Origin of the sequence: Paraburkholderia sp. Clong3 (assembly GCF_050436485.1) — a bacterium.
Lineage (GTDB): Bacteria > Pseudomonadota > Gammaproteobacteria > Burkholderiales > Burkholderiaceae > Paraburkholderia > Paraburkholderia tuberum.
Genome location: NZ_JBNDMH010000003.1, coordinates 2,681,573 through 2,707,911, shown reverse-complemented (window position 1 = coordinate 2,707,911; position 26,339 = coordinate 2,681,573). Strand labels below are relative to the sequence as shown.

At 60.0% G+C, this 26,339-nt stretch carries 18 protein-coding genes, 3 pseudogenes and 1 other annotated feature; of the genes and pseudogenes, 11 read left to right on the top strand and 10 right to left on the bottom strand.

The genetic code is table 11. The features are described 5' to 3' along the window. Nucleotides 1–15: 15 nt before the first annotated feature. From OKW30_RS35800 to OKW30_RS35785, 4 genes and pseudogenes are all read left to right on the top strand, one after another. Entirely contained in the window at nt 16–558 is a 543-nt protein-coding gene (locus OKW30_RS35800; RefSeq protein ID WP_184074296.1) for a (2Fe-2S)-binding protein, read from the top strand. Further along, entirely contained in the window at nt 555–1,565 is a 1,011-nt protein-coding gene (locus OKW30_RS35795) for an FAD binding domain-containing protein (RefSeq protein ID WP_429348950.1), read from the top strand. Before OKW30_RS35800 ends, OKW30_RS35795 begins: the two co-directional genes overlap by 4 nt. Then, nucleotides 1,562–2,614: pseudogene (locus tag OKW30_RS35790) on the top strand (xanthine dehydrogenase family protein molybdopterin-binding subunit); the annotation flags it as partial. The gene OKW30_RS35795 and the pseudogene OKW30_RS35790, both read left to right, overlap by 4 nt. A 370-nt stretch (nt 2,615–2,984) precedes the next feature. After that, nucleotides 2,985–3,704 carry a molybdopterin cofactor-binding domain-containing protein gene (locus OKW30_RS35785; RefSeq protein WP_429348949.1) on the top strand — a complete coding sequence of 240 codons (720 nt, stop codon included), beginning with the start codon at nt 2,985–2,987 and terminating at the stop codon, nt 3,702–3,704. Between the two features lie 770 nt (nt 3,705–4,474). Here the strand turns inward: OKW30_RS35785 and OKW30_RS35780 are convergent. The 6 genes from OKW30_RS35780 to OKW30_RS35755 form a co-directional block, all read right to left on the bottom strand. Beyond that, complete coding sequence (locus OKW30_RS35780; protein WP_429348948.1) at nt 4,475–5,029, bottom strand: hypothetical protein; 555 nt, start codon at nt 5,027–5,029, stop codon at nt 4,475–4,477. A gap of 190 nt (nt 5,030–5,219) precedes the next feature. After that, complete coding sequence (locus OKW30_RS35775) at nt 5,220–5,921, bottom strand: hypothetical protein (protein ID WP_429348947.1); 702 nt, start codon at nt 5,919–5,921, stop codon at nt 5,220–5,222. A gap of 60 nt (nt 5,922–5,981) precedes the next feature. Beyond that, nucleotides 5,982–7,216, bottom strand: a protein-coding gene (locus tag OKW30_RS35770) for an IS3 family transposase (RefSeq protein ID WP_429348946.1) whose coding sequence is annotated in 2 segments (ribosomal slippage) — nt 5,982–6,925 and nt 6,925–7,216 — 1,236 coding nt in all. Because the reading frame shifts where the segments join, the coding sequence is not laid out codon by codon here. After that, nucleotides 6,819–6,935 (bottom strand) — a sequence feature (AL1L pseudoknot). Its footprint overlaps the gene before it by 117 nt. A 70-nt stretch (nt 7,217–7,286) precedes the next feature. Next, nucleotides 7,287–8,666: an IS4 family transposase gene (locus OKW30_RS35765; protein WP_429345740.1), complete on the bottom strand. Its 1,380-nt coding sequence runs from the start codon at nt 8,664–8,666 to the stop codon at nt 7,287–7,289. A gap of 94 nt (nt 8,667–8,760) precedes the next feature. Continuing rightward, nucleotides 8,761–9,639 carry a DUF4157 domain-containing protein gene (locus OKW30_RS35760; protein WP_429348945.1) on the bottom strand — a complete coding sequence of 293 codons (879 nt, stop codon included), beginning with the start codon at nt 9,637–9,639 and terminating at the stop codon, nt 8,761–8,763. A 225-nt stretch (nt 9,640–9,864) separates the two neighbouring features. Beyond that, nucleotides 9,865–11,379, bottom strand: coding sequence for a tetratricopeptide repeat protein (locus OKW30_RS35755; protein WP_429348944.1), 1,515 nt, complete (start codon nt 11,377–11,379; stop codon nt 9,865–9,867). A gap of 768 nt (nt 11,380–12,147) precedes the next feature. Here OKW30_RS35755 and OKW30_RS35750 point away from each other — a divergent pair. The 3 genes from OKW30_RS35750 (at nt 12,148) to OKW30_RS35740 (ending at nt 14,488) form a co-directional block, all read left to right on the top strand. Then, nucleotides 12,148–12,987, top strand: coding sequence for a type II toxin-antitoxin system CcdA family antitoxin (locus tag OKW30_RS35750; RefSeq protein ID WP_429348943.1), 840 nt, complete (start codon nt 12,148–12,150; stop codon nt 12,985–12,987). A 146-nt stretch (nt 12,988–13,133) separates the two neighbouring features. Beyond that, on the top strand, nt 13,134–13,571 hold the full coding sequence (locus OKW30_RS35745) for a hypothetical protein (RefSeq protein ID WP_429348942.1): 438 nt from the start codon (nt 13,134–13,136) through the stop codon (nt 13,569–13,571). A gap of 758 nt (nt 13,572–14,329) precedes the next feature. Further along, nucleotides 14,330–14,488, top strand: a complete 159-nt coding sequence (locus tag OKW30_RS35740; protein ID WP_260336710.1) for a hypothetical protein — start codon at nt 14,330–14,332, stop codon at nt 14,486–14,488. Between the two features lie 933 nt (nt 14,489–15,421). Here OKW30_RS35740 and OKW30_RS35735 read toward each other — a convergent pair. Further along, a pseudogene (locus tag OKW30_RS35735) lies at nt 15,422–16,101 on the bottom strand (carbonic anhydrase). Between the two features lie 382 nt (nt 16,102–16,483). Continuing rightward, nucleotides 16,484–17,176, bottom strand: coding sequence for a potassium channel family protein (locus OKW30_RS35730; RefSeq protein ID WP_184074281.1), 693 nt, complete (start codon nt 17,174–17,176; stop codon nt 16,484–16,486). 837 nt (nt 17,177–18,013) lie between these two features. Here OKW30_RS35730 and OKW30_RS35725 point away from each other — a divergent pair. From OKW30_RS35725 to OKW30_RS35715, 3 genes are all read left to right on the top strand, one after another. After that, on the top strand, nt 18,014–19,120 hold the full coding sequence (locus OKW30_RS35725) for an HBL/NHE enterotoxin family protein (protein ID WP_429348941.1): 1,107 nt from the start codon (nt 18,014–18,016) through the stop codon (nt 19,118–19,120). Between the two features lie 80 nt (nt 19,121–19,200). Further along, nucleotides 19,201–20,004 (top strand): hypothetical protein, encoded by an 804-nt coding sequence (locus tag OKW30_RS35720; protein WP_184074277.1) that lies wholly within the window; start codon nt 19,201–19,203, stop codon nt 20,002–20,004. A gap of 951 nt (nt 20,005–20,955) precedes the next feature. After that, nucleotides 20,956–21,705, top strand: coding sequence for a response regulator transcription factor (locus OKW30_RS35715; RefSeq protein WP_184074275.1), 750 nt, complete (start codon nt 20,956–20,958; stop codon nt 21,703–21,705). Here OKW30_RS35715 and OKW30_RS35710 read toward each other — a convergent pair. Further along, nucleotides 21,647–23,446, bottom strand: a complete 1,800-nt coding sequence (locus tag OKW30_RS35710; RefSeq protein ID WP_429348940.1) for a hybrid sensor histidine kinase/response regulator — start codon at nt 23,444–23,446, stop codon at nt 21,647–21,649. The two genes, OKW30_RS35715 and OKW30_RS35710, sit on opposite strands and share 59 nt — an antisense overlap. Nucleotides 23,447–24,110: 664 nt before the next feature. Next, nucleotides 24,111–25,687 (bottom strand): annotated as a pseudogene (locus tag OKW30_RS35705) (IS3 family transposase). Nucleotides 25,688–25,757: 70 nt separating this feature from the next. Between OKW30_RS35705 and OKW30_RS35700 the strand changes: the two are divergent. After that, nucleotides 25,758–26,027, top strand: coding sequence for a hypothetical protein (locus OKW30_RS35700; protein WP_429348939.1), 270 nt, complete (start codon nt 25,758–25,760; stop codon nt 26,025–26,027). The last annotated feature ends 312 nt before the right edge of the window (nt 26,028–26,339 follow it).

Below are 26,339 nucleotides of genomic sequence, written 5' to 3'. Positions count from 1 at the left end.
GGCAAGGAATTGGGAATGGACGACGCTACTTTCGGGGAGCAATTAGCTCCAAATGGAGACGCCGGGCTGCCTTGGTCAAGCAGCATCACGGTGGCGATGCGTGTGAACGGCCAGCCGCGGGCCGCTACGGTGAACCCGCGCGTCACGCTGCTGGACTGGTTGCGCGAAGACTCGGGTCTCAGCGGCGCCAAGAAGGGCTGTAACGAAGGCGCATGCGGCACCTGCACCGTGCTGGTCGACGGCAAGCGGATGAACAGCTGTCTGACGCTCGTCGTGCAATGTGAAGGCTGCGAGGTCACGACTGTCGAAGGTCTGGCCGCCTCCGACGGGACGCTGCATCCGGTACAGCAGGCATTTATCGAGCACGATGCCTTTCAGTGCGGCTATTGCACACCCGGGCAAATCGTCTCCGCGGTCGCCTGCATCGCTGAAGGGCACGCGACCGATGAGGCGAGCGTTCGCGAATGGATGAGCGGCAATCTGTGCCGCTGCTCTTGCTATCCGCAGATCGCGGCGGCCGTGCTCGATGCCGCCGGCGCGGCCGGGCACGAACGATGAAAAACTTCGAATACGCGCGTGGCGCAACCGCGCAACAGGTAGTCGCGTCGTTGGCGGCGGGCAGCGTGGCGATCATCGCGGGCGGTACGGAGCTGCTCAACTGGATGCGGCTCGGCATCGCAGCGCCCGATCGCGTCATCGATGTCGGTGGACTCACAGGTCTCGTTCGTATTGTGCGCGAGCGTGACGATCTGGTGATCGGCGCGCTGACGGACCTGAACGTGATCGGTGAAGACGCGCTCGTCGGCGCCCACGCGAGCGCGCTGGCTCAAGCCTGTCTGCTCGCCGCTTCGGCGCAGGTGCGCAACCGCGCGACGCTCGGCGGCAATGTGATGCAAAAGACGCGATGCGCTTATTTTCGTTCGGAAGCGCCGTTGCCATGGGGCTGCAACAAGCGCAATCCCGGGTCGGGCTGCCCCGCGCGCAATGGCATCAACGAACGGCATGCAATTTTTGGCTGGACCGACGCATGCGTCGCGGTTCAACCGTCCGATCCGGCTGTGGCACTGGCTTGTCTGGATGCGACAGCTGAGGTCATCGGGCCGAACGGCGGTCGAATGATCAAGATGACGGAGTTCCACCTGACGCAGCAGGAAGCGGCCGGCATGGGCGGCGATGCCGCCCGGCTCGAGACGAGACTGGCTGCCGACGAAGTGATCGTCTCCTTTCACATACCCATCCGCGCGGACGCACGATCGGCCTACGTAAAAGTCCGCGAGCGCGCCAGCTACGAATATGCGCTGGTCTCGGCAGCCGCATCCGTGGAGCTCGATCGGGATCGCATTGTGTCGGCGCGCATCGCACTTGGCTCGGTGGCGCAACGTCCGTGGCGCCTTCCAGCCGCCGAGGCGTCGCTGGCCGGGCAGGCGCCGACCAAGGAAGTGGTCACGCCGATTGTCGACGCGGCAATGAGCGACGCCCGGCCGCTCGCTCACAATGGCTACAAGGTGACGATGGCGCGCAATGCCGCGGTGCGTGCGTTACTGACGGCAGCAGGGCGATCATGAGCATCGGCACGGCGGTCTCCCGCGTGGAAGGCCAGGCGAAGGTCACGGGACAGGCGAAATTCGCAGCTGACAACACGCCGCCCGGCACGCTTCATGCTGCGTTGGTCGGCGCGCCCGTCGCGTCGGGCCGGCTGATCGACGTGGATGCCAACGCGGCACTTACCTTACCGGGTGTGGTGCGGGTGCTTACCGCGCACGATATGCCGCGATTCGGTGCGGTTCAGCCGCCAGCGGCGGTGCTCGCGCTGCCGTTGCAAAACGACGCGATTCGGTACGAAGGCGAGCCGGTCGCAATCGTGCTTGCGGAATCCATCGAGGCGGCGGAAGCCGGCCGCGATGCCGTGCTTGTCCGTTGCGAGCGCGACGACCCCGTCCTTCCCGGCGCCGCGACGCGCGAGCCGCCGCCCGAGCCACGCATGCTCGGCGACGATCTGGAGATGGGCGACGTCGATGCGATTTTCGGAACCGCACACGCAAGCGTGGCGGCGACGTATATTCAAGCCGCGCGTCACCACAATGCGATGGAGACATCGGGCACCGTTGCGCGATTCGAGCACGGCAAGCTCACGCTGTGGGATGCGGTTCAGGCGAGCGAGAATGTGCCGCTTGTCGTAGCCGCGGCACTCGGCATGAGGCCGGACGACATTCACGTGATCGCACCGCACACGGGCGGCGGGTTCGGCTCGAAGGGATATGTGTGGCCGCACCAGATTCTTGCCGCCGCCGCGGCACGCGTCGCGGGGCGGCCCGTGAAGCTTCATCTGCGGCGTCACGATCAGTTCGTCTGCGTCGGCTATCAGCCGTGGGTGAAACAGGACATCAAGCTTGCGGCAACGGCGGACGGCCGGCTCAGCGCCATCGATCACGAAGTCGTCAATTCGAGCGCGATTGCGGACACGCATCTGGAGCCCGCAAGCGAAGCAAGCAAGACGCTTTATGCGTCGCCCGCCATTCGCACCAAGCAGTGGCTGGAGCGGCGCAACATCAACGTGCCCACGCCAATGCGCGCGCCGGTGGAAGGTCCGGGGCTATGGGCGCTCGAAAGCGCGATGGACGAACTCGCCGTGGCGCTGAAGATCGATCCGCTCGATCTACGACTGGCGAACTACGCCGAGGTCGATCCGCATACGAACAAGCCCTGGTCGTCAAAAAAGCTTCGCGACGCATATGAGGAAGGTGCGCGCCTTTATGGCTGGCGCACGCGCGGCGAGACGCCACGACGAGACGGAGCGTGGCGCATCGGACATGGGATGGCGACGAGCTCAATGGGCAATTTCCGCTTTCCCGGCGGGGCGCGCGTGCGCCTGAGGTCCGACGGCACGGCGCTGATCGAGGCGAACACGCACGATATCGGCACCTGGCACGCAGACGGTCTTTTGCCAGATCGCGGCCGAAGAGCTGGGCTTGCCGATCGAGAACGTGTCGATTGTGTGGGGCGATACCAACCTTCACCCGGCGAGTCCCGTCTATGGATCGAGCGCCACGGGCAGCACGGGAAGCGCGATCGCACTGGCTTGCCGGGAAATCAACGCGAAGCTCGATGCGCTCGGCGGGAAAGACGTTCGCGCGAGCCTGCGGCGGGCTAATCTACCGGAGATGGTCGCGGACGGTGCGTTCACGCTTCCGGGTGGCGCCAGCTTCAGCGCGGACGGCGACGGTACGCCATACGCGATGCGGACGTGGGGTGCGATCTTTGTCGAAGTAGGCGTCGATCCCGAGCTTGGCCTCGTGCGCTTGCGCCGGGCGGTGGGTGCCTATTCCGCGGGCCGGATTATCAATCCGAAAACGGCGCGAAGCCAGATGACGGGCGCGATCATCTGGGGTTGGGGCAAGGCGACGATGGAAGAAAGCGTGCAGGAGCCCAATACCGGTGGCTGGCTCGCGAAGAATCTGTCGAACGTGGCGGTCCCGGTGAATGCGGACATTCCGCTCGATATCAAGATCCACTTCGTCAGTGAGTATGATCCGCATGCAAGTGCGATCGGTACCCGCGGCATCGGAGAACTCGGCGCGACCGGCGTGGATGCCGCAGTGGCCGCAGCCGTCTACGACGCCATTGGCTTGCGTGTGCGCGACCTGCCCATTTTGCCGGGCAAGATACTGGCAGGCCTTTCGAGTCAGCACGCCGCTGCGGGATAGCAATGCGGCTCGGTCGTGAGTTGAGTGCTCAGGACGGACGGCACCGCAGTTTTGCGCGGATATTTTCAGTTAAGCGAAAGATGATCATCGAGTCATTTTTTGCTTAACTTGTCACAACCCCTGTCGAATAAAGCAAAAGGCGGAAAAATTTAAAGGGAAAGCTGAACGGTAAGTTGGGGCCGATGTTGGGCGTTTGCGCGGATCGTTAAACCAGACGTTGCATGACGGATAGTTAAGCAGAATCTGAAACGCGAGGCCAGCAAGCGTGGACAGGGCCAGTGGTTTTGGCGTCTGATGTTCGGCCTGATGCGAAGCTTTCCATAAGAACGAGGAACCGACCATCCTATAAATGTGGTGATCATCGGTGTTCCGCTGGCGAACGGTTCGGCTGGGGCCAGCGTTGCTGCTACGGCATTTCAGATGCTCGTTCACTCAAGAATTCATCGTTGAATGCCGACATTCAGGAGCCGCCTTCCACCTTGAGAATCGTGAGCCAATGGATTTACAGTCGAGACGCAAAGCTATGATGCGATCTGTCCAGCCTGGCTCGCACCCATCGCTGCACCGCTGGCGGGTTGTGACGAGAATGAAGCAGATATTGCATTGCTGCTGACCGGTCCCTATGAATGTGCTCCATTTTGCGCGCAACCATATATGAACATTTGAACTTGGATATCGATCGCGGCATTCGTGCTTTCTCTGGTCGCCGTCTACTTCACTTTCAAGAAAGCAAGTCTGGTTATCAACTGGATCGAACGGTGTAAACTGAGTCATTCTGTCGATGCAGCGGCAGCGGCAGTGGATAGGCGATCAGGACCGTGACAGCGGCACTGGACACACAAAACGTGCCGCCTGTCCCGCACAACATGCCATCCGATGAGGGCGCCACCACCATGCCACTGGCTGTGAATAATGGTGACGAGTATTGAGAGAACGGGGTATGGCAGGTTTGCGTCATGAAGGTAAAGGTTCTGTTTGCCATGCTGCTGCTTGGCGCGATAGATTGCGCTGCGGAGCCAGGTTATTACAACACGTGCGCGGCGTATCCGAGTTATCCATGCGAGTTCTATGCCGGGTGTCCGTCTCGCGGCCAGCCATGCGTATTCCTTGGCGGCGGTTTCCACCGCTTCCACGACTTTGACCATGACGACGGCTTTCACCATGGGTTCCACGGTGGCAGCACTCACTTCGAGCAGGGCGGGGGCCAAAGCGGCGGTCATGGCGGAGGCCACTAGGCACCGGCACAGGCTCGCACGTGCAGTCGCGATATGAAATGCAATATCCTCATCAAGGTCCGGACGGCGCTCTTCGAATGCTTCCACCATGCGTTTTCGTGCACCTTCGATTTTTCCGTATTCTTGCTGTGAACCGCGGCGCTTGCCAGGATCGCCGCACTTTCGGTCTCGATCGTCATGCGGAGCATCAAAACATCACGCACGTCCGTGATGCCGGTCAACGAGCCGTGTGCGATAGCGGGCGGCGCCGCGCGCATGCGCTGGACATAATGCCCCGATCTCAATGATCGAGGGGGACCGGGAAAGGTTCTCCGGTAAACGGTGTGCCCGTGACCGTGCTGAGCTCGAGCGACGTGAAGCCCGATCCGGCGCTGGCGGCGAAGGGGCGCACATGGACGCTTCCGCCGGTGTCGACCAGGAAGGAGAATGGCGCGATAACGACATACTCCTGCTCGTAGCTTGCACCCGATGGCGGCGTGTACTGTCTTGGTATGTTCGTGTCGAGCGGCGTGACATAGTGTCGGCGAGGATCTTCAGAGCGAAGTTTCTGCCCCTTGGCGGCGATCTCGCTGGGCGTGAGCAACTCGAACGTGTGGTACATCACCGCAGCGCCGGGTACGGTCGCGGCTTCGTCGAGGACATTTCCAAAGGCTGGCAAGAGCTTCTCGATCGCCGCCGTGAAGGCGGGCAGGTTCTTCTGGGTCACAGGGTACTTACCGAAATGCAGACTCGGACCGAACTTGGTTTCCTTGAAACTGCCGCCGAGGGTTGTCGCGGCGGCCGCTTTTTCTTGCCTCTCGAAATCGCTCGCGTGCTTCAGCACCTGCTCAGGAGGCCGCTCATTGCCTTCCCAATCCACCAGCAGGGCCTTTTTATCCACCACGATGTGGCCGTGGAAGAAGTCCAGAACATTGATTCCCTCGGTTCCAGACGGCGAAAGATTCGGACCCGGAACGAATCGCAGCGTGTTCAGGAGATTCACCTGTAGCTTCGCGGGAAACCAACTACTGAACCGCCCCGGGAATCGTGGAGGCTGGTTGGTTTAAGTTGATGCGGGTTCTGCGGCAGCTGTTTCAAGTTGCCGATAGTAGTTTGCCTCAGCTTCGGCGGGCGGGATATAGCCGAGGGGTTCCATCAATCGATGATGATTGAACCAGGCCACCCACTCCAGCGTTGCTAGTTCAACGGATTCCCGCGTTTTCCAGGTGCGGCGATGAATCAGTTCAGCCTTGTACAAACCGTTGATCGTTTCAGCCAAGGCGTTGTCATAGCTGTCGCCCCGGCTGCCGACCGACGGTTCGATGCCCGCTTCGGCCAGCCGTTCGCTGTAGCGAATGCTGACGTATTGGGACCCTCTGTCCGAATGGTGTATCAAGGTTCCGTCGTCGCCCGGGCGCCGCGCGTAAAGCGCCTGTTCAAGTGCATCCAGAACGAAGTCCGTGGTCATCGAGCTGCTGACTCGCCAGCCGACGATACGGCGAGCGAACACATCGATCACGAAAGCCACATACAGCCAGCCCTGCCACGTCGAAACGTAGGTGAAATCCGAAACCCAGAGCTGGTTCGGCCGTGCCGCCTTGAACTGGCGATTGACCCGATCCAGCGGGCGCGGGGCTATGGCATCAGGAACAGTCGTGCGAACACGCTTGCCTCGCATCACGCCGCGCAAACCCAGTTGCTTCATCAACCGTTCGACCGTGCAGCGCGCCACCGCGATACGCTCCCGGTTCATCTGCTTCCAGACTTTATCCGCGCCGTAGACCTGCATGTTGGCCTGCCACACACGCTTGATCTCCGGCCGCAGACGTTCATCGCGGATTGCGCGAACACAGCGCCGCGACGGATCACGAAGCTGCGCGGCATGGCGTCGGTAACCCGACGGGGCAATCCGCAAGACCTTGCAGATCGGCTCGACCCCGAAGGTGTCGCGATGCTGATCGATGAAGGCCTTCAGGACTTGAAACGGCGGTCGAGCTCCGCCTGGGCGAAAAACGCGCTCGCGACCTTGAGAATCTCGTTGGCACGACGCAACTCCTTGACTTCGCGCTCCAAGGCCTTGAGGCGCTCGCGCTCGTCTGTGGTCACGCCATCGCGCTCACCGTGGTCGACCTGGTCGCGCTTGATCCACTCGTGCAGTGTCTGCGGTGTGCAGCCGATCATGGGCGCAATCGATTCGACCGCCGCCCACATCGACGGATGTTCGCTACGCTGCTCGCGCACCAGCCGCACTGCGCGCTCCCGGACTTCCGGGGAAAACTTGGTTACCTTCTTGTTCATGGCTCCATTCTCTCAAGAGTTGGAGCCTCCACAAAATCCCTCAGGATTACCCACAAGTAATGTGATGGTGCTATTCGTTTTGCCTGAATATTCGGTACATCATCGTGATTTCGTGCAGGACAAGAAATCCACGCCAGATGACGGTAGGACCAGGCGGACGATCATGCTTTCGAGCGAGATACCCGCCGAGTCTGGCGATCCACAAGATGACCTGCGCCAGTGATGGCGGTTTATCAGGTATTTCAGTACTGCCATGCGTACGACAGTAGAGGGCTCGCCACTCGATTGGCTGCAGCAATACTTCGCATGGCAGGTTGCCATCAAGCCTTGCGAGCAACATGGAGTACAGGATCCTCCAGCTTACTACGGCGAACAATGCGGTGGCGCGGACGAATCGATCGAGATTGCCAAATTGGCGGGCTTCAATGCGACAGCCACTTTTAAGCACACGATGCCACGATTCAATCGTCCATCGGCGCGCATACCATGCCAGACGCTCAAGGGCCTGAGCGTGCGTTTGCGTAGGCACCGAAGTCAGTAGAAGCCATTCCAATGGCTCTGCTCCTTCGTCCAAGTTCGTTTCCTGTGCATGAATTGCAAACACTTCAATTTCGGGAAGCTTCTCGCGACGACGATTTTGCGGCGGACGAAGGCGTACGGGCATGCAGCGCACAACCAGCCGTGCGGTGCGTGCCGGGCGGTTTTCGCGTGCAGGCACCTGCAGTTGGGCCTCTCCAAGCACTGGCGAGGCCAGCACGGTTTCCCACAAATATCGATCGGGGTGAGCAACGCGTCGGTTCCACGACGCGCGCACCAACCAGTCGACGCCGGCAGGCCGCTGCGCCAGGAACACATCATAGACATCGCCTTCACGGTCGCTCACGCCGATGACATGCGTGCACGGACAGTGCGCCTTGAGTACGCCCAGTTGCTCGATGCCTTCGAGCCATTTCGCGCTCTCTTTTTGTTGTACGGTTCGTTGCCCGCGCAGATGTTTCTTGCCCAACTCCTCGTGCCTACGTTTCCAGGTCTTCATCCCGATCACCCCGAGTGGCAGCCCCTCTGGCGTGAGCGCAAGCAGACTGTGTATCAGGAAACCACGCACGTGTGGATCGGAGCCATATCCCAGACCTTCGGTTGCCCGCAGATGAGACAAATTGAACTCGGTGGTGTCCTGAACAGCAAGGACGACTGGCACCTGTTGCATACGACACAGCGTTTGACCGATGTGCCCACCCAGCACGCCATCGACATCCACGTGCGGGTTGTCGAAAAAACGATATGCCGCCTTCAGCTCCGAACCATTGAACGACTGCGGAAAAGAGCAATGTGGGCCCAACGAAAGCTTGCGTGCCAACGTCACGAGCCGTCTGGTCAGGCGAGCGTCGCCGAGCTCGGCGGCGCCAAACTCTTCATTTGCCCAATCATCAAGGTCAGAGGTGTCCGACAATGCCCGGCATCACAGATCACGAACCGGATCAAAGTTAACATCGGTCGTCACCGTTTACAAGCCATCGCCCTTCAATCGCATAGTCACGAGCGACTTATGGGTAATCCTGAGACAAAATCCGGGGCGGTTCACTACTGTCCTGTGCAATGGTGAGATCCTTGCCGGCGCCCTTCAGATTCTGAAGATCCGATGGCGTGAAGTTCCAGCCGGGTATCGGTGCTCGCTGAAGCAGGGGGCGGGACATGCCCTGCTGAGTGACATGGGCGAGCTCGTGAGCGAGAAGCCGCCGTCCGGCATCGCCACGCGGGTTCCACTGTCCCTGGCCGAACACGAGATCGCGCCCGACTGTGTAGGCAAGCGCATGCACCGCGCGCGCCGATGCTGCGGCTCGCGCGTCGTGATGAATGCGCACCTGACCGAAATCGCGTTCAAAGCGCGGCTCGAAAGCGGCTCGCGTAGCGGAGTCCAAAGGCTGCCCCGGTGATCGAATCACGTCGTGCACCGCAGCTGGAGCTTCAGCGGATCGTTCGGTCGAAGCAGCGGCGGGCCTGGTTTGAAGCGTCCGCATGTTCTCTTGATCGCAAACTCCGCATTTTTTCGAAGCGCGCGAATTCGCCGACGCGACGGAAACATCGGGGGCCGGCTTCCGCATCACCTGATCGGCGACCCGCTCGGCTGCACGCTCCAGCGGATCGTCGACCCGCCCGATCGCGAGTTTTGGCAGCAAGACGCCTGCGGGTGGTGCCGTCGCACTCTCAAGTGCAGAGGTGGGAATGCTGCCGAAATTGCGCGAGACACCGCCGGTTTTAGAACTGGCTCGGGAGGCTTTCCGTTCGTCTTCGTCATAAAGCTTGCTGGCCGTCAGGCGCGAACCCTGTCGGGGCCGAAGACGCAGAGTTGCCCGAGATGCCCGCGTGCCAGCGAAGCTCTCTGCTACTTTCATCTGACGCGTGACGATTTTAGAAGCAAACATGGCCGCCTCACGAAACGTAAGTTACGACGAGCCAGTGTGCCATGCTTTGAGCCGCTGTGCGTCAACCTGAAGCCCGCTTTTGCATATGCGACGGATCGGTTCGCGCGCTTTGGACCGACGTAACCCGCTCTGCCGACAGTGCTGTACGCGATCAAGCGGCGCCAGCGTAGCAGCCCACCCGCGGGCCGGTTACTGGCCGTTCTTTATGGCAAGCGCGATCGAGCATCAATAGACGGGCGCTAAAAGCTCGGGCCTCGGTTCCCCAACGTTCCTTTCGACACTTTGCCTGTCGCAGTTCAATGCGCCGGTGCGGCTTTTTTCCGGCGGCCGCCGGATATTCTTGAGCTGATTTCCCGCTTTTTGCTCTATCGTCAGTTCTTCGGCTGAGAGGCACCCTTTCGTTTCGAGGATCGTACCTGCCAGTTTGGAGTTGCCGCATAGAGAATCAGCTTCGTGGGCGTCCTCCAATGTCGCAATGACGGATTGCAATTGCCTCCCCGTTATCTGGAGACCGCTGCTGATCTTCAGGTTTGCGCGCTTTTCAAAATAGTCTGCACGCCTCACCTGTGGAGAATCGGCAAGCAGAACGGCGTCGAAGGCATCGGTAGCCTCCTGCTTATCGCCAAGCGTTAGAAGAACCTTCGCGAGGTTCACATAGGCTTCGGCGTAAGCCGGATTGATATAGGTAGCCGTCGTCAGGTAGCTCGACGCGAAGTTGAGATAGTTTCTCTGCAGCTTCGGGTCGACGCCATCATTTTCAACCGCGAGGATGAGCGCCTGTCTGCCCGCTGCGTTGTTGACAAAGTCGGACGTCGGTCGATAGCGCAGCGCAGCGTTGAATGCCGCGAGCGCCTGCGAATCGCATCCTTGCTCGCTAAGCCCTATCCCCCAGTTGTAGTAAGCCCAGAACAACGTCCGGTCTTGACGGATTGCCAGCAACGCTTTTGTGACCTCGCCAGCGAAGTCGTGCCGATCCTCGTCCACTTTCGAAAGGGCGAGCCAAGTCCACTTGTGGTAGCGAACGTAAGTGTCATCCTTCAAGACTTCATGCAACGCCTTGATCGATTCCGTGTAATCGCAGTTTCCGTGCTCGTAGCAGGCGGTTCTGTCGTTGGTTGCTAGCGCTGAAGCGTAGGCGAATTTATCGTAATTCTGCATGACAAGCCTTGCTGCCCCGGAAAGTGCTTCCATCGGTGTCTTCTCAGGAGGGCTGGTTTCTTGATCCAGGGCAAGGGAAGGGCCCGTGACATAGACGTGAACCGTGTAGCCCTTTGTGTCTGAAATCAGGACGCTGCGGATCACCACGTCGTCGATGCCAAGCAACTGTTTCGTGTATTGGACGAAGCTCTGCAGGGAGATGCCAGTACCCGGCATATCCACCACGGGTAGCGGCACATCCGCCTGAAACTCGTCTTTGATGTCGCCCGGCATGGTCTGTTTCGCGTCGCTGATCAGTTGGTCGAGTCGGGTGATGAGTGCCTGCTGCAACGCCAGGTCCGTCACGCCTGTACCGCTCAACGCCGTCGGCACGGAAACAGGCTCGACCAGCGTGCGGGACTTCATATTGAGCCCGATGAAGAGAAGTGACCACACCAGCAGGATCGGAATAAGCGCCTTCGTCACGATATCGAGTAGCGCGACAAAGCGGCCAGGTTTGCGCTCTGCTGGCTTCGACTCGAGGCGGACGCAGGAGCAGGACAAACAGGGCGCCCGGCGACGAAAGCGGCTTGTGTACTTCATTGGACTCGATCCACCCAGCGAACTTCCGCGACGGTGAGGAACCGCGTGATCGCATTCGCCGGAAAATGGTTTCTTTACGTCGACGGTCAGAACTAGTTTCGTGTGCAGATCTTCTACGGCGGGCGTCTGGAGTATCCGTTATTAAAAATAGGATGCCTACGTAGCTTTGCAAAAAAGATCTTGCAGGCAACGTTCTTTCGATTTCCAAACCTTGGCCATATCGCTGTGCAAACTTCGTGGGAAGAGTTCGATGCTTTGGAAACCCTAACCGAGATGCATCAACGGAGCTTTCTCGCCGGTATTGTGGCGGACTTCGGATCGGAAAAGGCGTCTCCATGCTAGCCGTTCCACTGAATTCGATCGACGCTGTACTAATATGATTAACCATAAGCTGCGGGCGCGCGTGTCGGCGCCGCGCAAGCTCGCCAGGACGTGATCCCGCAGACCCCGAATGGCGGCATCCTTCCGGAGTTCGTCCGGATTGCTGGCGTTGGCTAGACCGAGCGGTCACTCGCTACCGCTGTCGGCGCGCAATGCGCGACTGCGCCTCACGGCGTCGATCCGGGCGTCCGATTCGCCACCCGTCAGGGAATGCCTATGAGCCCGACTTCGCCTTCGGCCACCCCCACGCACGCGTTGTATCTGTCTAACTGGCGAGATCTCGTTGGCGTCTGGAAGGCCGCAAAGCTCAGCCAGATCGACACTTCATGGACAGGCCCATGCCTGAGCGAACTCCATTACCTGCGCGGCTCTCTAGCGCGCCGGACGGTGAACCAGATCGTCGACTACACAGGGTTCTTCCGCGACGAAACCAACGGAATCTCCTACAGCCACGCCGAGAAGTTCGACTCCGAAGCGTGGTTTGAAAGCGGCGGAGATGACGCAGGCGTACTGACGGCGCGCTACCTAAACTATCAGGGCGCGTCGTTGCCATCGCGCCTCGACCTGACCCGCAGCTTTGTGGCGCCCCCCGATCAGCCGTTCTTCATCGTTCGCTACACGCTGACCAATCCGACCGCCGAGCGTGTCACGTTCAACGTGCTCGATCAGGTCCATCTCAACAATCTTGATGCGAGCAAACTGGTGCACGCGTGGTACGACGCTGGACAAAACGCGTTCATCGCGGACATGACGGCGTCCGGTCAGTTGTTCGTGCTCCTAGGCGCGCTGCAGCCGGCCGACGGCTATCAGGCTGGCAACAACGCCGACGCGTCGACGCAAAGCGCCACCGTGTCCGCCTGGTACAGCTTCGACGCCGACGGCACGCTGAAGAACAACGCCGACATCAGTGCGCCCGATGTATCGCTCGCGTTCAGCAAGCGCGTGGAGGTCGCGCCAGGTGCATCCGCGACGCTCTACTTCTATCTCGGTGTGTGCGAGACGCAGGCTGATGCCACCGCCGCGATCGCCGCTGCCCGCGCGGACGTCGTCTGTGTTGCGAAGGAACATCGCCTCGACAGGTCGCAAGTGGCGCAAGGGGACGTAGCCAGCCTCGCGCCCGGCCGGCAGGGCGGGTTATGGCGGAAGGAGAACGCGCAAGCCATCGAAAGCGACAACGCTTGCGTGGCGCAGCAGGGGCTTCTCCTCGACGGGTACTGGAAGTCCTGACGGGGCAATGCTGCCGTCCCGGCGGTCCACCCGGACGGAGGCATTTGCCGGGGGGCGCAGGCGATCGCAGCGCAGGTTCGGGACCTCGACCCGATGCGCGTCCGCGCAACTGCGGCACCGGATGACAAGATCACAAGGAAAGGCGAATGCTTCGAATCACCATTGAATTGCTGCCCGGTGGACGGGAAGACCGAAAGCGGATCATCGCGACGGCGGACATCGCGCGCGTGAGTGGCGGCGCACTCGCGGACTACAGGGTGGCCCTGGACGATGCGGCGCTCCGGCAGGTCGGCGCGCGGGCCACGGTGCGCGGCTATCCGAGATGGGCGGGCAGCGTATGGGATCTCGTTGCGCGCTGTGTTGCGGCCGCACTGAACCAGGGCCGCGAAGCATTACCGCCGCGACCCGCGCCACCGCAGGTGACGGTTCACGTGAATGCCGCAGGCTACCGTTACGTACGTCTCGATGAGATTCCTGAACCGGCCAGAACGTACTTCGACGAGACGCTGGCCGGTTCGGGCATTCCTGACCACGGCTGTGCCTCTGCGCACGACTGGTTCGACTTTCTCAACGGCCAGCGCTGATGCCGCAGCGGTGCGCCGTGCCTTGTAGCAAGTTGCAGCCTCGCGCACAACATGTCGATCAGATCGAACCAGCCGTCGCCGCACTCGAAACCCCACAGGGAGAAAACCGTTGGGATGGCATCCAGATCATCAGCGACTGTCGGGTTGACGTCGAAGATGAGCGGGTATTTTGCCCGCAGGATGCCTGACAGCTCTCACGCACCGTTCTCTCGCTCCCATTCCTGTACCGCCATTGCAGCAACGGGATCGATTGTCCCATAGTGAAAGGCTCTCCGGAACCCGAGTGCGGTGCACGGTCGGTGATGAGCGATGATGGCGTTCTGGAATGCGCTGTAAATTTTATAAGCGTCAAGCAGCGCGGCCGCTCGGCCAACCTGCTTCTCGCCATACACCCTATACGCCGGGCATCGGAGATTGCGACAATGGCGCTCCCCGGAGCCTGTTGCGGTTATCGACTCGAGTCTGTCATGGCCGCATTCAGATCGGCTGCTCCATCGGGAAGAAGGGATAAGGCCGGAGCACCTCGCGAACATTTCTGGCCAACCGGGATCGCATGATGAACAGCGAAATGAGAGGCGGCGCCGCGGACCGCATCCAGTATCTGCAGCGATTGGCCGCCGACAATCAGGGCATCGGCTAAACGCTCGCAAAAGGGACAGGGATTCACGAGTACCAGGAACCACATCAGGTATCAGGCGAAAGAGGGTGATCAGCCCGGCTGGGATCTCTACACCGAGATTCTTGAGCCGGACGACGTCGTGTATCTGGAGCTCGACGGTGTAGCCGCTGAAGTCACGATGCTCGGGAACATGGAGCGCGGCCCGCGCACGGTGCTGTTGCGCCTGCCGGTCGACACTGCGAAGCAGCTTGGTCTCGTGCCGCCGGACTGGGAAAACTCGGACTGGGGAAAGGGGTAGGTCATGCGCAAATACCGGGGCGGGACCGTGCTGTAGGTCGCGGCCTGCACATGCGACCGCTGCGGCCGGCGCATGACGCCGATGACGACCAGTGGGAGTGGTGCAAAACGTGTCGCTCGACTGGCGTGGCGGCTTTGGCTCGATTTTCGGCGACAGCGCCCATATGAGCGTTGACGTTTGCCAGCAGTGCGCCCGCAATACGCCGGGGCCATGGCTGCGTGTCGATCCGCCGTCCGCACCGGATGGCTCAATGCAAGCCCTGAAGGCTGTCGTGCCCGGACTCGAAGCGCCAATATCTGTCGACAGGATAAATCTCTGCGGTTTCCACGGGAGCGACTCCCGTTGCGGGTCCGCGCGTCGCTCAGACTGCCGATCATGGCTCGGCGTATGTCGCGCCGCATCCCGAACTCACCGTAGACACACTGGGGTGGCTGCCTTCGGTTCAACAAGTTTTCGTTATCGCTGAATGGGTCTTCCAGACCGCATTGCCGCCGGTCGCGCAGTTGGGAGTTCAAGCGCAGATAACAAGATGGTCCGATCGTTCATGACGGCGCCTCAGAGACAGCAGTTCGGCCACAGCTGTCGTTCGTGTGTCGACGCGGACGTGCCTGCTTACCGCTGCTCACCGGTCGTTCATCGAGGAGCGGCGGCGAACAGCCGCTACCGAGTTCAACGAACGCGTACTTTCGACCCACTCCGGCCGTTGAGCCTCAAGCAACCTCAATGGCCGCTCTCGAGGTCAAAAGGGGCATCCGTGCGTGACTGCCATCCGGCAAATCGTTGGCCATTTTCGCCGTTCGCGTTTACCAACAGCAGTTCACCGCGTCCGCTTCAGTGATTCGCAACAAGTCATTACCATGCGGTCCGCAACGGAGGATTGATGACTACGCTCCCCTGAACCTGAAAGGCACTTCAAGAGAACAGCGCCGGCTTTTACCGCGCGCGAAAGGCGAGGCGCGCAGCAAGCCGCTCAGCCAGCGCGCGGTCAATGACTTCGAATGAGCGGCTTGCCCGCTCATAGGCATACATGTCGCCGGTCGCGATGTCGAACCACCAGCCGCTCAATACCAGCGCCTTGGCCGTGACCTGCTGGCGGACGATCGGGTAGCTCATCAGATGCTCGAGTTGCACGAGGACATTGAGTTGCGACAATTGGTCGTGCGGCTTCAGCCTGTCGTCGAGCGGGCCTTCGTGTTCGAGGCGAAACGCCGCGTTGATGGCGTGGTAAAGCCATTTATCGAGGTTCGGCGTTTTCAGCTTCGGGTTGTGTGCATATACGGCTTTCATCGCACCGCATTCGGAATGCCCACACACGACAATATTCGCGACTTTCAGCACCAACACTGCGTACTCGATCGCGCCTGCCTCGGCGAGGTCGCCGGTCGACGCCCCCTCTGCGGTCGCCGGCGGAATCAGGTTACCGACGTTGCGCATCGTGAATAGATCGCCCGGATGAGTAGATACGAGCAGGTCTGGCGCAACCCGGCTGTCCGAGCATGTGATGAAGAGAGTGCATCAGGTGTCTGGGCGAGCGCAAGCTTACTGAACTGTTCGGCATACTGCGGCAGCATTTTCTCGCGGAATTCGACAATGCCCATTATGAGTTTGCGCATGGCGTGCCTCCGAAACAGATAGTTGTGCACCGTCGGTGCCTGATGATTCTCCCACTTCTCGCGTGTCCGCGGTACAGGCGAGCCTCGGTCCTCCGCAAGCAGATGCCTTGAGCGGGGCGTGCGATCGATAAATGGCTCTCTCCCGGGGTCCCAAAGAATGCAAAATAACTGTCTCAGGTTATCAAAGCACTATCCCAGTATCGGATAGACGCACGACAGTACTGCCAGATGCGAATGCCCCTTTGTGCCTTTGTGGGCGAGCCTTGACGATCGTCGTACGATCGACTTTTGCCTTGCCACGACTGGCAGCACGCGACCATGGCAATCGCGGCTACCGCCTTTCGGAAGCCGGGTTGCGCGCGCAGGCAGACTCATTGACCGCCTACGGCGCTCTGTCGTCGATGTAACTCTCTCGCGGCGGATACACCCCCGCCAGGCGGGCGATGAGTATCGCGACGAACAAAGCTCCGGTTATCTGCTCGATCATGCATATGCCGCGCGCCGGGCGCGTGAGCGGCGTTATGTCTCCGAAGCCCGTACTGGTGAGCACGGTTATGCTCAGGTAAAGGGCATCGGCATAGACCAGTCGCCCCGGTTGCCCGACGATCATGTACGACTGCGGATAGACGAATCCGATGATCGCGTAAAGGTACGCCCAGAGCACACCGATCAGGAGATAAGCCGCCGCAGCGCCAAACAGCTTGTCCTGCGTCATGATCCTCGGCTGGAAAACGTAGCGGAGTAGATACGCGGTGGTCATGAAATAAAGTGCGGCGCTGAACATCCACGACCATGCCAGATCCGTGTCGCTGTCGCGCCAGAGACCAAGATACTGGAACCACACCGCGGGAACGGCGAGTAACAGCGCGATGAGGAACGACAGTGTCGTGCGCCCGACAGCTGCGACCGTCGCGATGAGGAGGAACATGTTGACACCATTCACAATCAGGCGACCGTGGTCGCTCGCGGGGACGAACGACACCGCGCCGATGAGAACGAGCAGCACGACAAACAGCCAGAAGCAGCGCTGGAAAAAAATATGCGACAGGGAGTCGCGCGTGGCACCGATACCCATATTGATCTCTCGCTCGGTTCGTAATGCTGGTGACTTGTAAGGTCGCACGCGCGCCATTGAAAGCGCAATGGCTTTGTTTCAATCGCGCATCGTTTGAGCCCATGTGCCAACGCGAGGCCGCCAAAAGGCAGTGGCGCCGAAAGGCGGACCCTGCAACGAGCCGCCGCTGGGGGGAAGCGGGAGCCCACGGTGATGGATCGGGTGCTGTTTCGAGATATCACTTGCGCACCCAACGTGCAAGTCGAGCCGCAGATCGAGGCTCACCGAGGGATCTCGGCTCGGACGCCTGGTTAGGCTGGGATGGCCGCTTCCGCATGCGAACGCGCCGTTCGAAAGTGCACATGACGGCACGGGCCAACGGCCGGAGATGGCCGAACCCGGTCCGATAGCTGAGTTGAGAACCGCTTGCCGGCCCGCAACGGATGATCGTCGCAAGTCGACCCTGAAGAGCCCTTCGGGTTTCTCCGAAACGGACGTTCGCGCTCAACTAGCAGACTCCGGACTGTCGCAACGATCGCCCCCCGACCGTGGGCCGGTTACCGTGTCGATGCACGGCCATCATAGCGCCGCGGCTTATTCGACGCACTCCGGGCATGGAGTCGGGGATCATCGCGGCATCCCGGCAGGCCGATCACTCACAAAACACTACGCCTTAACGTGGGTTTACGGCTGTGGATCTCGTCAAAATGACCTATCTAATTAGCTAGGTACCTCTCGCCCTCCGCAGTTGACTATTCTTCAGCCGCGGCAGGAACGCGAGCAACGCTGCGTGAACTCCGCTCGCCGTGTCGTCAATGCCGCTCACCGTATGTTCACAATTTCTTTAGCGAGAATGCGATGCCCAACGTAAGCAGAAACGCGAAACTTATCGGTGATGCGAACACCGACCAGATGTCCGCCGCGCTCATCATTCAGACGTACGCAAATAGCGTGCTAGAGCAACCACAGGTGGACTTCTCAAAGATCCCTGGCCTTCAGTCTTACCAAGACCAGATCAATAGCGGCCTGGCCACCGCGCAAGGGCACGCAAACAACTATCTGAATGTCCTCCAGCCGCAGGTGATCCAAAACATGGCGGACATCGGCAACTACTATCAGTTGAACAAGGCGCTTCCAGCAACCCTTCCCGCGGGCTCGTCGGTCGACCAGTGGACTGCATTGCTCCAGAGTGTTCTCGATAAGTCCACAACCTACCGTACGTCTGCCCTGAAGACGGTGAACGACCTTCAGGTCTTCCGCGGGCAACTGCAGACCGATTCCCAATCCTTCGCGACCACCGTGACGAACCTGAACAGTGCGGTCAACGGCGACAACGGAGTGCTCGCGCAAATCAATGACGAACTGGGTACGCTCCAGTCGACGATCGATGGCGCCATTGCTGGCATCGTCGCAAGTACGCTCACAATTGCGGGCGGCGTTTTTGTGATTTGCGTAGGCGCAATCGCCGACTTTGTTACTGCCGGCACGTCGACTGGAGCCGTCGTCGGTGGCGTCGGGATGGTGGCAGCCGGCGTCGGCGGCGAAGCAGGTTCGGTCGTTGCTCTGGTCACCGCAAACGAGAGCAAAGGGAAGCTCCTCGGCGAAGAAAGCCGCCTGAAGGATGAAGTGAAGCTCGCGACTGCGGTAAGCGGGGGGTACACCACACTTTCGAATAAGGTCGGTGACGCCATCACAGCCGCGACGGCCATGGCGAACGCGTGGAATAGCGTCGCCTCGGATCTCACTGACATCATTGGCGACCTGCAGAGCGGAGTGATGAGCACTGACGATGTGCGGACTCTCTTTGTTACGGCCGCTAATGGCGAGATCGGAACGCTTCTGCAGGACATCCAGACGGTCAAGGCCCAAATGGCTGGCGTGACCGTTCAAGTCGCCGCACCTAATCAGACCGTTAGCCAGCTCATCGCGGCGGCCGCAAATGACGGGGTCAAACAGGCGGCCTGATTATCTCAGGCAAAACCACATAATCGGGTGGCTATCGCCACGCCACCCGATCGGGCCAATCCAACCAATCAAGGACTAAAATGGGCTCATTCACACAGGCCTTGACGGCCTTAAAGACCAGCGTTGCTGACGTTCAGGCAATCCAGCAACTTCCCGCGCAGGCGGCCTCGGTGCAGACCTCTGTCTGTCAGTCTCTCCACACCATTCTGACCGAAGCCCCTGTATTCCAAACCAACCTGCTTGCCTCGATCGGCCCAGCAAAGGCGGCCCTAGATACCGCGATTGCGGAGCTTGAAAAAAACGCTGACGCTACCAGCAAGATCGCTTCGATCATTTCTGGCATTACCGACACGATCTCGAATTATAGGAGTCAGGCCACTTCACTCGTGGCGATGCTCAGCTCTGCTACAAACGAGGTATCTGGTTCGTTTACGACGTTGAGCAACGCAGAGGGGACTATGCAGTCTCAAATTGCGACGCTGCAAGGACAGGTCAACGCTGCCAAAGGCCAAATGGAAGCGGCGCAGAAACGATACTACTATCTTCTCGCGCTCGGCCCACTCGGCCTCGCAGGTTTGGCCATAGCGCTAGGTCTTTACTTCCACTGGAAGTCACAGGTGGACGACTTGCAAAACCAAGTCAATGCGCTGAATAATCAGATACGCCCGCTGCAGGCCATGATCGCCGCCTGCAAATCTCTCGCAAGCAGCGAAGGTATCGCGTTGCAGCGCATGACGAGTCTTAAAAACACGATCGATACTACCATTGCAGATCTTACCGACGCGCTGAAGGACCTCAACTCGAATGTAGCCCCGGCCACTCTTGAGTTGTTTCTCCGCGCGTGTCAGGGGATCCTAATAACGCTCGGGGAAGATGCGTCCTGAGCGGGGCGGGCCGATCACGGATGAAACAGGACCGGACTGCGATCGATTGCATCGTTGGTCCGGTTGATAGTTCCTCCACCACTTGACCACTTTCTCTCTACGACCGGATCGCGACACTCCGGCTGAGCGTACTCCTTTGCTAAACCGCGCTCAGGCTAGTGGCGCTGAGGTGAGATCAGATGCATCTGTCCATGACTGCGCCGCTGCGCGAAGCACCGATCTGAATGAGTTTATCGAAAGCGAAACCGTTTAAGCGGCGATGCGCCGCCAGACAATTATGCGTTCTCCGACCTTGTAGATCGGGCAACAGTCGTGGGCGTACTTTCCGTACTTGCTGGCTCTTGAGCCGCGACGAGTCTTGTCAGGCAGCCAAGCAACAATGCGGCATAACAAGACTGCCTCGCAAACATTGACAGGTGTGGCGTCGCGACGATGGTCTTCACGGGTACACCTCCTGACCGGAACAACACACGAATACCCGGGAACGGCGTCGCCTCATAGAGGGTAGGCCAAGCGCCAAGAAATGTTCCCTCGAACGTCGGCGCGGCTTGGTGCGCTGCCGCACGTATTCAAATTGTTCGCGAACTAGACCTGGCTTGTGACCAAGCTAGCCTCCCTTGTCGACCGTCCGTTCATGGCCGACCGCTGCCCGACGCGGAAGACCGTGATCGACCCACTACGGACATAGAGCCTGCCGCCACCTGTATGGCCGCTTTCCGAATCCGCAAAGTCCTCCAGCCGTTCGCCCATCAGGTCAGGCGGTGGGTGTCGGGTGACGGGCGAAAACCGCCACTTTCGAGGCAACGCCACATAGGTCAGTCGCCACCGTCCGTGACATAGGGGCCCTGCGTGTACTATTCGTGTTGAACATGGCGGACGACTGCTACGGAGGTAGCATCATCAGCTGTGTAATTGCAGCTCGCTTCGAAAGCGGTCCTGGGAGACGATGAGATGCGCGTACTGATCGTCGACGATCACGAGCTGTTCAGAGCCGGATTGGCGCTGCTGCTGAGAGAGTTCTTTCCGAACATCGAGTTGCTGCACGCGAGTACGTTGTCTCAAGGCGTAAAGCATGCGCTTGGCGAGCTCCTGAACATCGCATTTCTCGATCTCGATCTTCCCGACGGCCACGGTTGCGGCGCGCTTGCCACACTGAAGGAGTCGCGCCCGTCGTTACCGGTGATCGTGATATCCGCCGATGAGAGCGTGGAAACCATCAGTCGGTGCATCGAACTTCGCGCGATGGGATATGTACCCAAGTCGTCACCTCCTGAAGCCCTTCATGCAGCGATAAGCGCAGTGCTTGCCGGGGGCGTGTTCCTGCCCGCCGCCAGCATCGCGAGGCTCAGGCGTGACATGGGCACGGAGGGGGCTCCGGTAAGTGGGCCTGGGAAGGCACAGCCGAGCGGTAATTCGGAAATGAGCAGCGCATCCGAGCTGGGACTCACTCCGAGAGAGTTCGAAACGTTGGCGTGGCTGGTGCGCGGGCTCCCGTCCAAGGCGATTGCGCTGAGAATGGGGCTCGAAGACATTACGGTACGAAAGTACGTCAGTCATTTGCTCGCGCATTTCAATCTGCGGCGCCGTACGGAACTCATCGTCATGCTGGCGGATAAAGGGATCAAACTTGGCGTCCCGCCAGTCACGGATCCCGTACATGATCGAAGCCCGTCGGCCGTTGGGCAGCAACGAACCGACTGACTTCAGCGAGCGTGCTTTCCGGCGTGGAAGACTTCCGCAACAGCACGAACGGCTCGGTGAAATCGCGAAGTGCGTGCGGAGACACCAGTTCGCCAGTGATGAATGCGACGGGAAGCACGCCCGCCCAGGCGAAATGCTGCCTGATCCGTTCGGCAACCTCAATGCCAGTCGGCCCGTCGCGCAACCGGATATCGGTGACAATGATGTCGGGTGCGCGGCCATCGTCGGTGAGAATCGCTTCGAATCCCGCCATTGATCCGGCGGTATCCACCAGTGCGCCAGCACTGAGGAATAGTCGGCGCAGACCTTCGAGAACGGTCGGTTCGTCGTCGCAAAGCAGGATGTATCTGCCGTTAAGGATGGACGTGCATGCTGCGTTCGCTTGATCTTCCATCACGATCACGGGTGCTAATTGCGATATCGGAGCGTACAGGGAGAAGCGTGACCCGCGCCCTTCGACCGACCAGAAACGCATGCTGTGCTTCGGCAGAATTCCGACAACCCGATTGACGATAGACAACCCAAGTCCAAGGCCTTTCGACCGGTCGCGGCCGGGGTTGTTAATCTGATAGTACTCGGCGAATATCGCATCCCGATGCGCGGGCGAGATGCCGATGCCCGTGTCCCATACGTCAATGCGAAGCCGTTCCCCAATCAGCACCCAGCCGATTACGACTCCCCCAGCGGAGGTGTTCTTGATCGCATTCGATACAAGATTGGCCAATGCTCGTTTGAACAAGGAGCGGTCGCTTTCAATGGGTGGAGGGTGGCGCCGACGCTCGCTGATTCTGAATTCGATATCTCGCGATCTCGCCGGTTCAAGGTATTGCTCGAAGACCTCCATAAGCACGGTCTGCGTATCGAGTGGCGCCAGGTGCGGAACGTATGAACCCAGTTCGCTATAGTCCTGAATGTCCTTGAACATATCGAGAAGGTCGCACGCGGTCTCCTCGATGACATCCAGGTCGCGATCCACGGCGTGTCCGTCCCTGGCCTTCGTCCGGGCGCTTCGAATGAAGAGATTGATTGCGGCGAGAGGTTGCTGGATGTCGTGATACGCCGATGAGAAGAACCGCTCTTTCTCCCTGACGAGGTCTTGCATGCGTAGGTTCTGTTCGTTGACTGCGCGCGACGCCGCTTCGACGCGCGCCTTGGACGCGCGCAAGGTGCGCCGATACATGAATTCGCGCCTCGCGGCACGTTCCAGCGGAATGCTGACTAGCAAACCGACGATATACATCATTGGCACCATCGTGGCATGCGCAATCACCGACTCCACGCGCGCGTCGACGCTCTGGCCACTGGGCTTGAGATAGAGCATGACAAGGTAACTGACGACGCATAGCCCGATCACCCACGCCGCCGTGATGACGCGAAGCCGGAAGGCCATGAATATCATGAAAAGGGCAAACGTCAGGATCGGGTAAGCTTCCCGCCAGGCTAGGTCGCCCGGATAGAGCTGTACCATTCTCAGGACCGCGAACCAGCAACCGAGCGTCCAGACACTGAGCAGCCCGACGGCCCAGCGCTCGTCGGTGGCGTGTGGGCTCCACAACAGCACGGGCACCGTCATGCCGATCGTCCCGGCGATTCTCAGGAGAATGAGTTCATTGTGGTGCAGATGGGAGGGATCGAGTACGTCTAACCGCCCGAGGTCGTGGATGGAAAACACGACCCACAACGCGGTGAAGATTGTGATGGCGAGCCTCCGCTGTCCGAAGAAGCGCCTCGCATAGTCCATCCGGAACGCGTGTTCCTGAGCCGCCGAACTGAACCTGCGTACTACGAAGCCTGACAATCTCATAAGGCTGCTTGAACCGGGAAAGCCACCGTGGGCGGATTGTGCGCGACGTCGAGAGGCTGTATCGGCGCACCACGGGTTAGACAGATCCCCACCGAAAGTGGCTAACGGAGTAAGACGGCACACTCCAGCGAACGGGGCGCCGGTGGTCATGGGCGCACAACACCATCGTGCGTAACCACATAAAAACAGAATAACAGGTCGCGGTTTCTACGATCAGCCACAAATGTATCAACTACGGGATGTGTCCTTGCCTGCACTGGAAGGTTCAGCAAGGCGCTCCGCAATCATTGAAGGCGAATAGCTGATACGTCCCCGGGATGAGCCAGCGGGACTGCATACCTCTTTCGTCTGCGTTGCTGGTCCGTCGCCTACGCATGTGCGTTGTGACGGCGTTTCGCCTGACCAACAATGAATATGACAGCAACGCTGGAAAGGCATTCGTCGAGTGCATCCAGATCGGTTGATCGTCGCAACGAGCCGAACCTGCCTCTGTTCGTGCGAAGACTGCTGTCGGTCGGCGAAAGATGCACAGGCCGATCTCTTAAACTCCGAGGGAGTACTCGGAAATTTTCAAGCTAGTTGTCGCCTCAACGAATAAATTTCAGGCGGCCTTTCGCTCCAGATTGCGGCGTTGTTGATGGATGCCCTGGTCATCGATGCGATCAGGGTTCAGATGCACAGCATCGACGCGCTGCCAGTTGCGCGTGCGGCCCTTCCATCGAAGCGGATTGCGCTGCCGAGCACTCGCGTAAAGCGCCGTGCGTCGTTCCAGAATATCCTGATCGAGGTTGGCATGACGCTGCGCGGGCGTCACAAACCGGATTGCGCTGTGACGATGCTCATCGTTGTACCAGCGCACCAGTGCGCCGACCCAGGTACGTGCGGCCAGCAGGGTATCGAACGCTTTGAGCGGGTAAGCGGGCCGGTACTTCAGGGTCTTGAACAGCGACTCGGAATAAGGGTTGTCGTTGCTCACGCCCGGGCGACTCAACGACGGCATGACGCCCAGCGCCTGGAGGGTGGCGAGCATCGTCGCGCCTTTCATCGGGCCGCCGTTATCCGAATGCAGAATCACCTGGTTGGGCCGTATCGCTTCGCGCGCGCAGAGGTCCCTGAGGACTTCGCTGGCCAGTACGCTGCTTTCCTCGGCATAGACCTGCCAGCCGACGATCTTGCGACTGAAGACATCCAGAAACAGGTAGAGATAAAAATACTGTCCACGGATCGTCGTCGGCAAATACGTGATGTCCCAGGAATACAGCTGGTTCGGCGCGTCGGCGCAAACTGAACGGGGTTTGCTGCGAGCGTGGGCCGGCCGTTCGCTGCGCCGGTGGGCGAGTTGCTTCTCGGCCTTCAGTACCCGGTAGAACGTCGATTCGGAGGCAATATAGCGTTGCTGGTCTGCCAGTCGCGGCACGATCTGGCTTGGCGGCAGATGACCGAATTCGGCCGAGTTCGCGACTGCCAGAAGCTCGGCGCGTTCCTCGGCAGAGAGCTTGTGGCGCGGCTCGTGGTGCCGTAACGAGCGCCCGTCCATCGCGTCAGGCTCGCCCCGCTGCCAGCGCTGAACTGTGCGCGCGCTGAGCCCCAGAATCTCGCACGCGTGCGCCTGCCGAGCCCCGGCCAGGGTCGCCTCGTTGATGAGGCCGATCAATGCCTTGCGCTCTTCAGGGGCCGTCATTCGGCCTCGTCCCCGAGGAGCGCGCGGTACTTTTTTTGCAGCACCAGTAGCGCCGCAGCTTCGGCCAGCGCCTGCTCCTTGCGCTTCAGTTCGCGCCGCAGTTGAACATTGGCCTGCTTCAGATCCCGTACTTCCTGGGCGCTCTCACGTCGGCTACCGGCTGCGCCAACGGCGCAAAAATCCGCTCGCCACTGCGCGAGATGATGCAAAAACAGGCCGCGCTCCCGACACCAGCCGTTCAATGCTTCGTCCGCCAGGCCGTGGCTCTCCTGCAAGGCAATCAGGCGTTCTTCCAGCGACCAGTCTTCCGGACGCCTTGTGTGCCCAGAACTCGAGCTCCGGTTCGCGGCGGCGGTGCCTCTCATCCAATTCCTTAATGTCAGTACGTTCACGTTCAATTCGTCAGCCACGGCGCCAACCGTTCGGCTCCCGCGCTGCAGAACCTTCGACAGCGCCTGCTCCTTGAACTCAACAGAATACGTTTGTTTCGTCTTCAACTTGTACCTCTGACTCTTCTTGATAAGAAAGTTCAGAGGCGACAACTACTATGACGCCGGGGGTACTCCCATGAAACTTTATGAATCGATCACCGTCTGTCTGGCCCTGATAGCTGGAGTCACAGCAGACGGATGCTTCGCCCAAACGGCGATCAACCAGCAGGGGGCGGTAACGGATGGCAACGCCCCGCAGGTTTCAGAGGTCGCGGTTCCGGCCGTCACACCGGCACCCCCCGTGCCCGTTGGAAAAACACGCGCGCAAGTGATGCGTGAGCTGGAAGATTTTCAGAAAAATGGCGGCCCAGCACTGATGCTTGATATTTACCGAGGCGGCAGCTAATGAAGCGTTGTGAGCCAGAAGGGCTTTCCGATCATCGAATGATTGTCGGCGTGTTCCGACACCGCCGATCGTAGGACTACGCACGGGCCAATTGCTAAAATCTACCTCGTGGGCTGGACGCGACCAACGTCGGCGGTCCTCTGACAGTCGACCTCCGCTGCGGATTGACATCGACCCGTTCAACATTCCAGTAAGAAGACTGCCGACACCGGAAGCTTCGCCGATTGCCTGATGGACCGGGATGGTCGATGAATTGCTGGATCCAGTCCGCACCTCAATGTCCGCCATCAGGGGGATTGCGACGTTTGAATG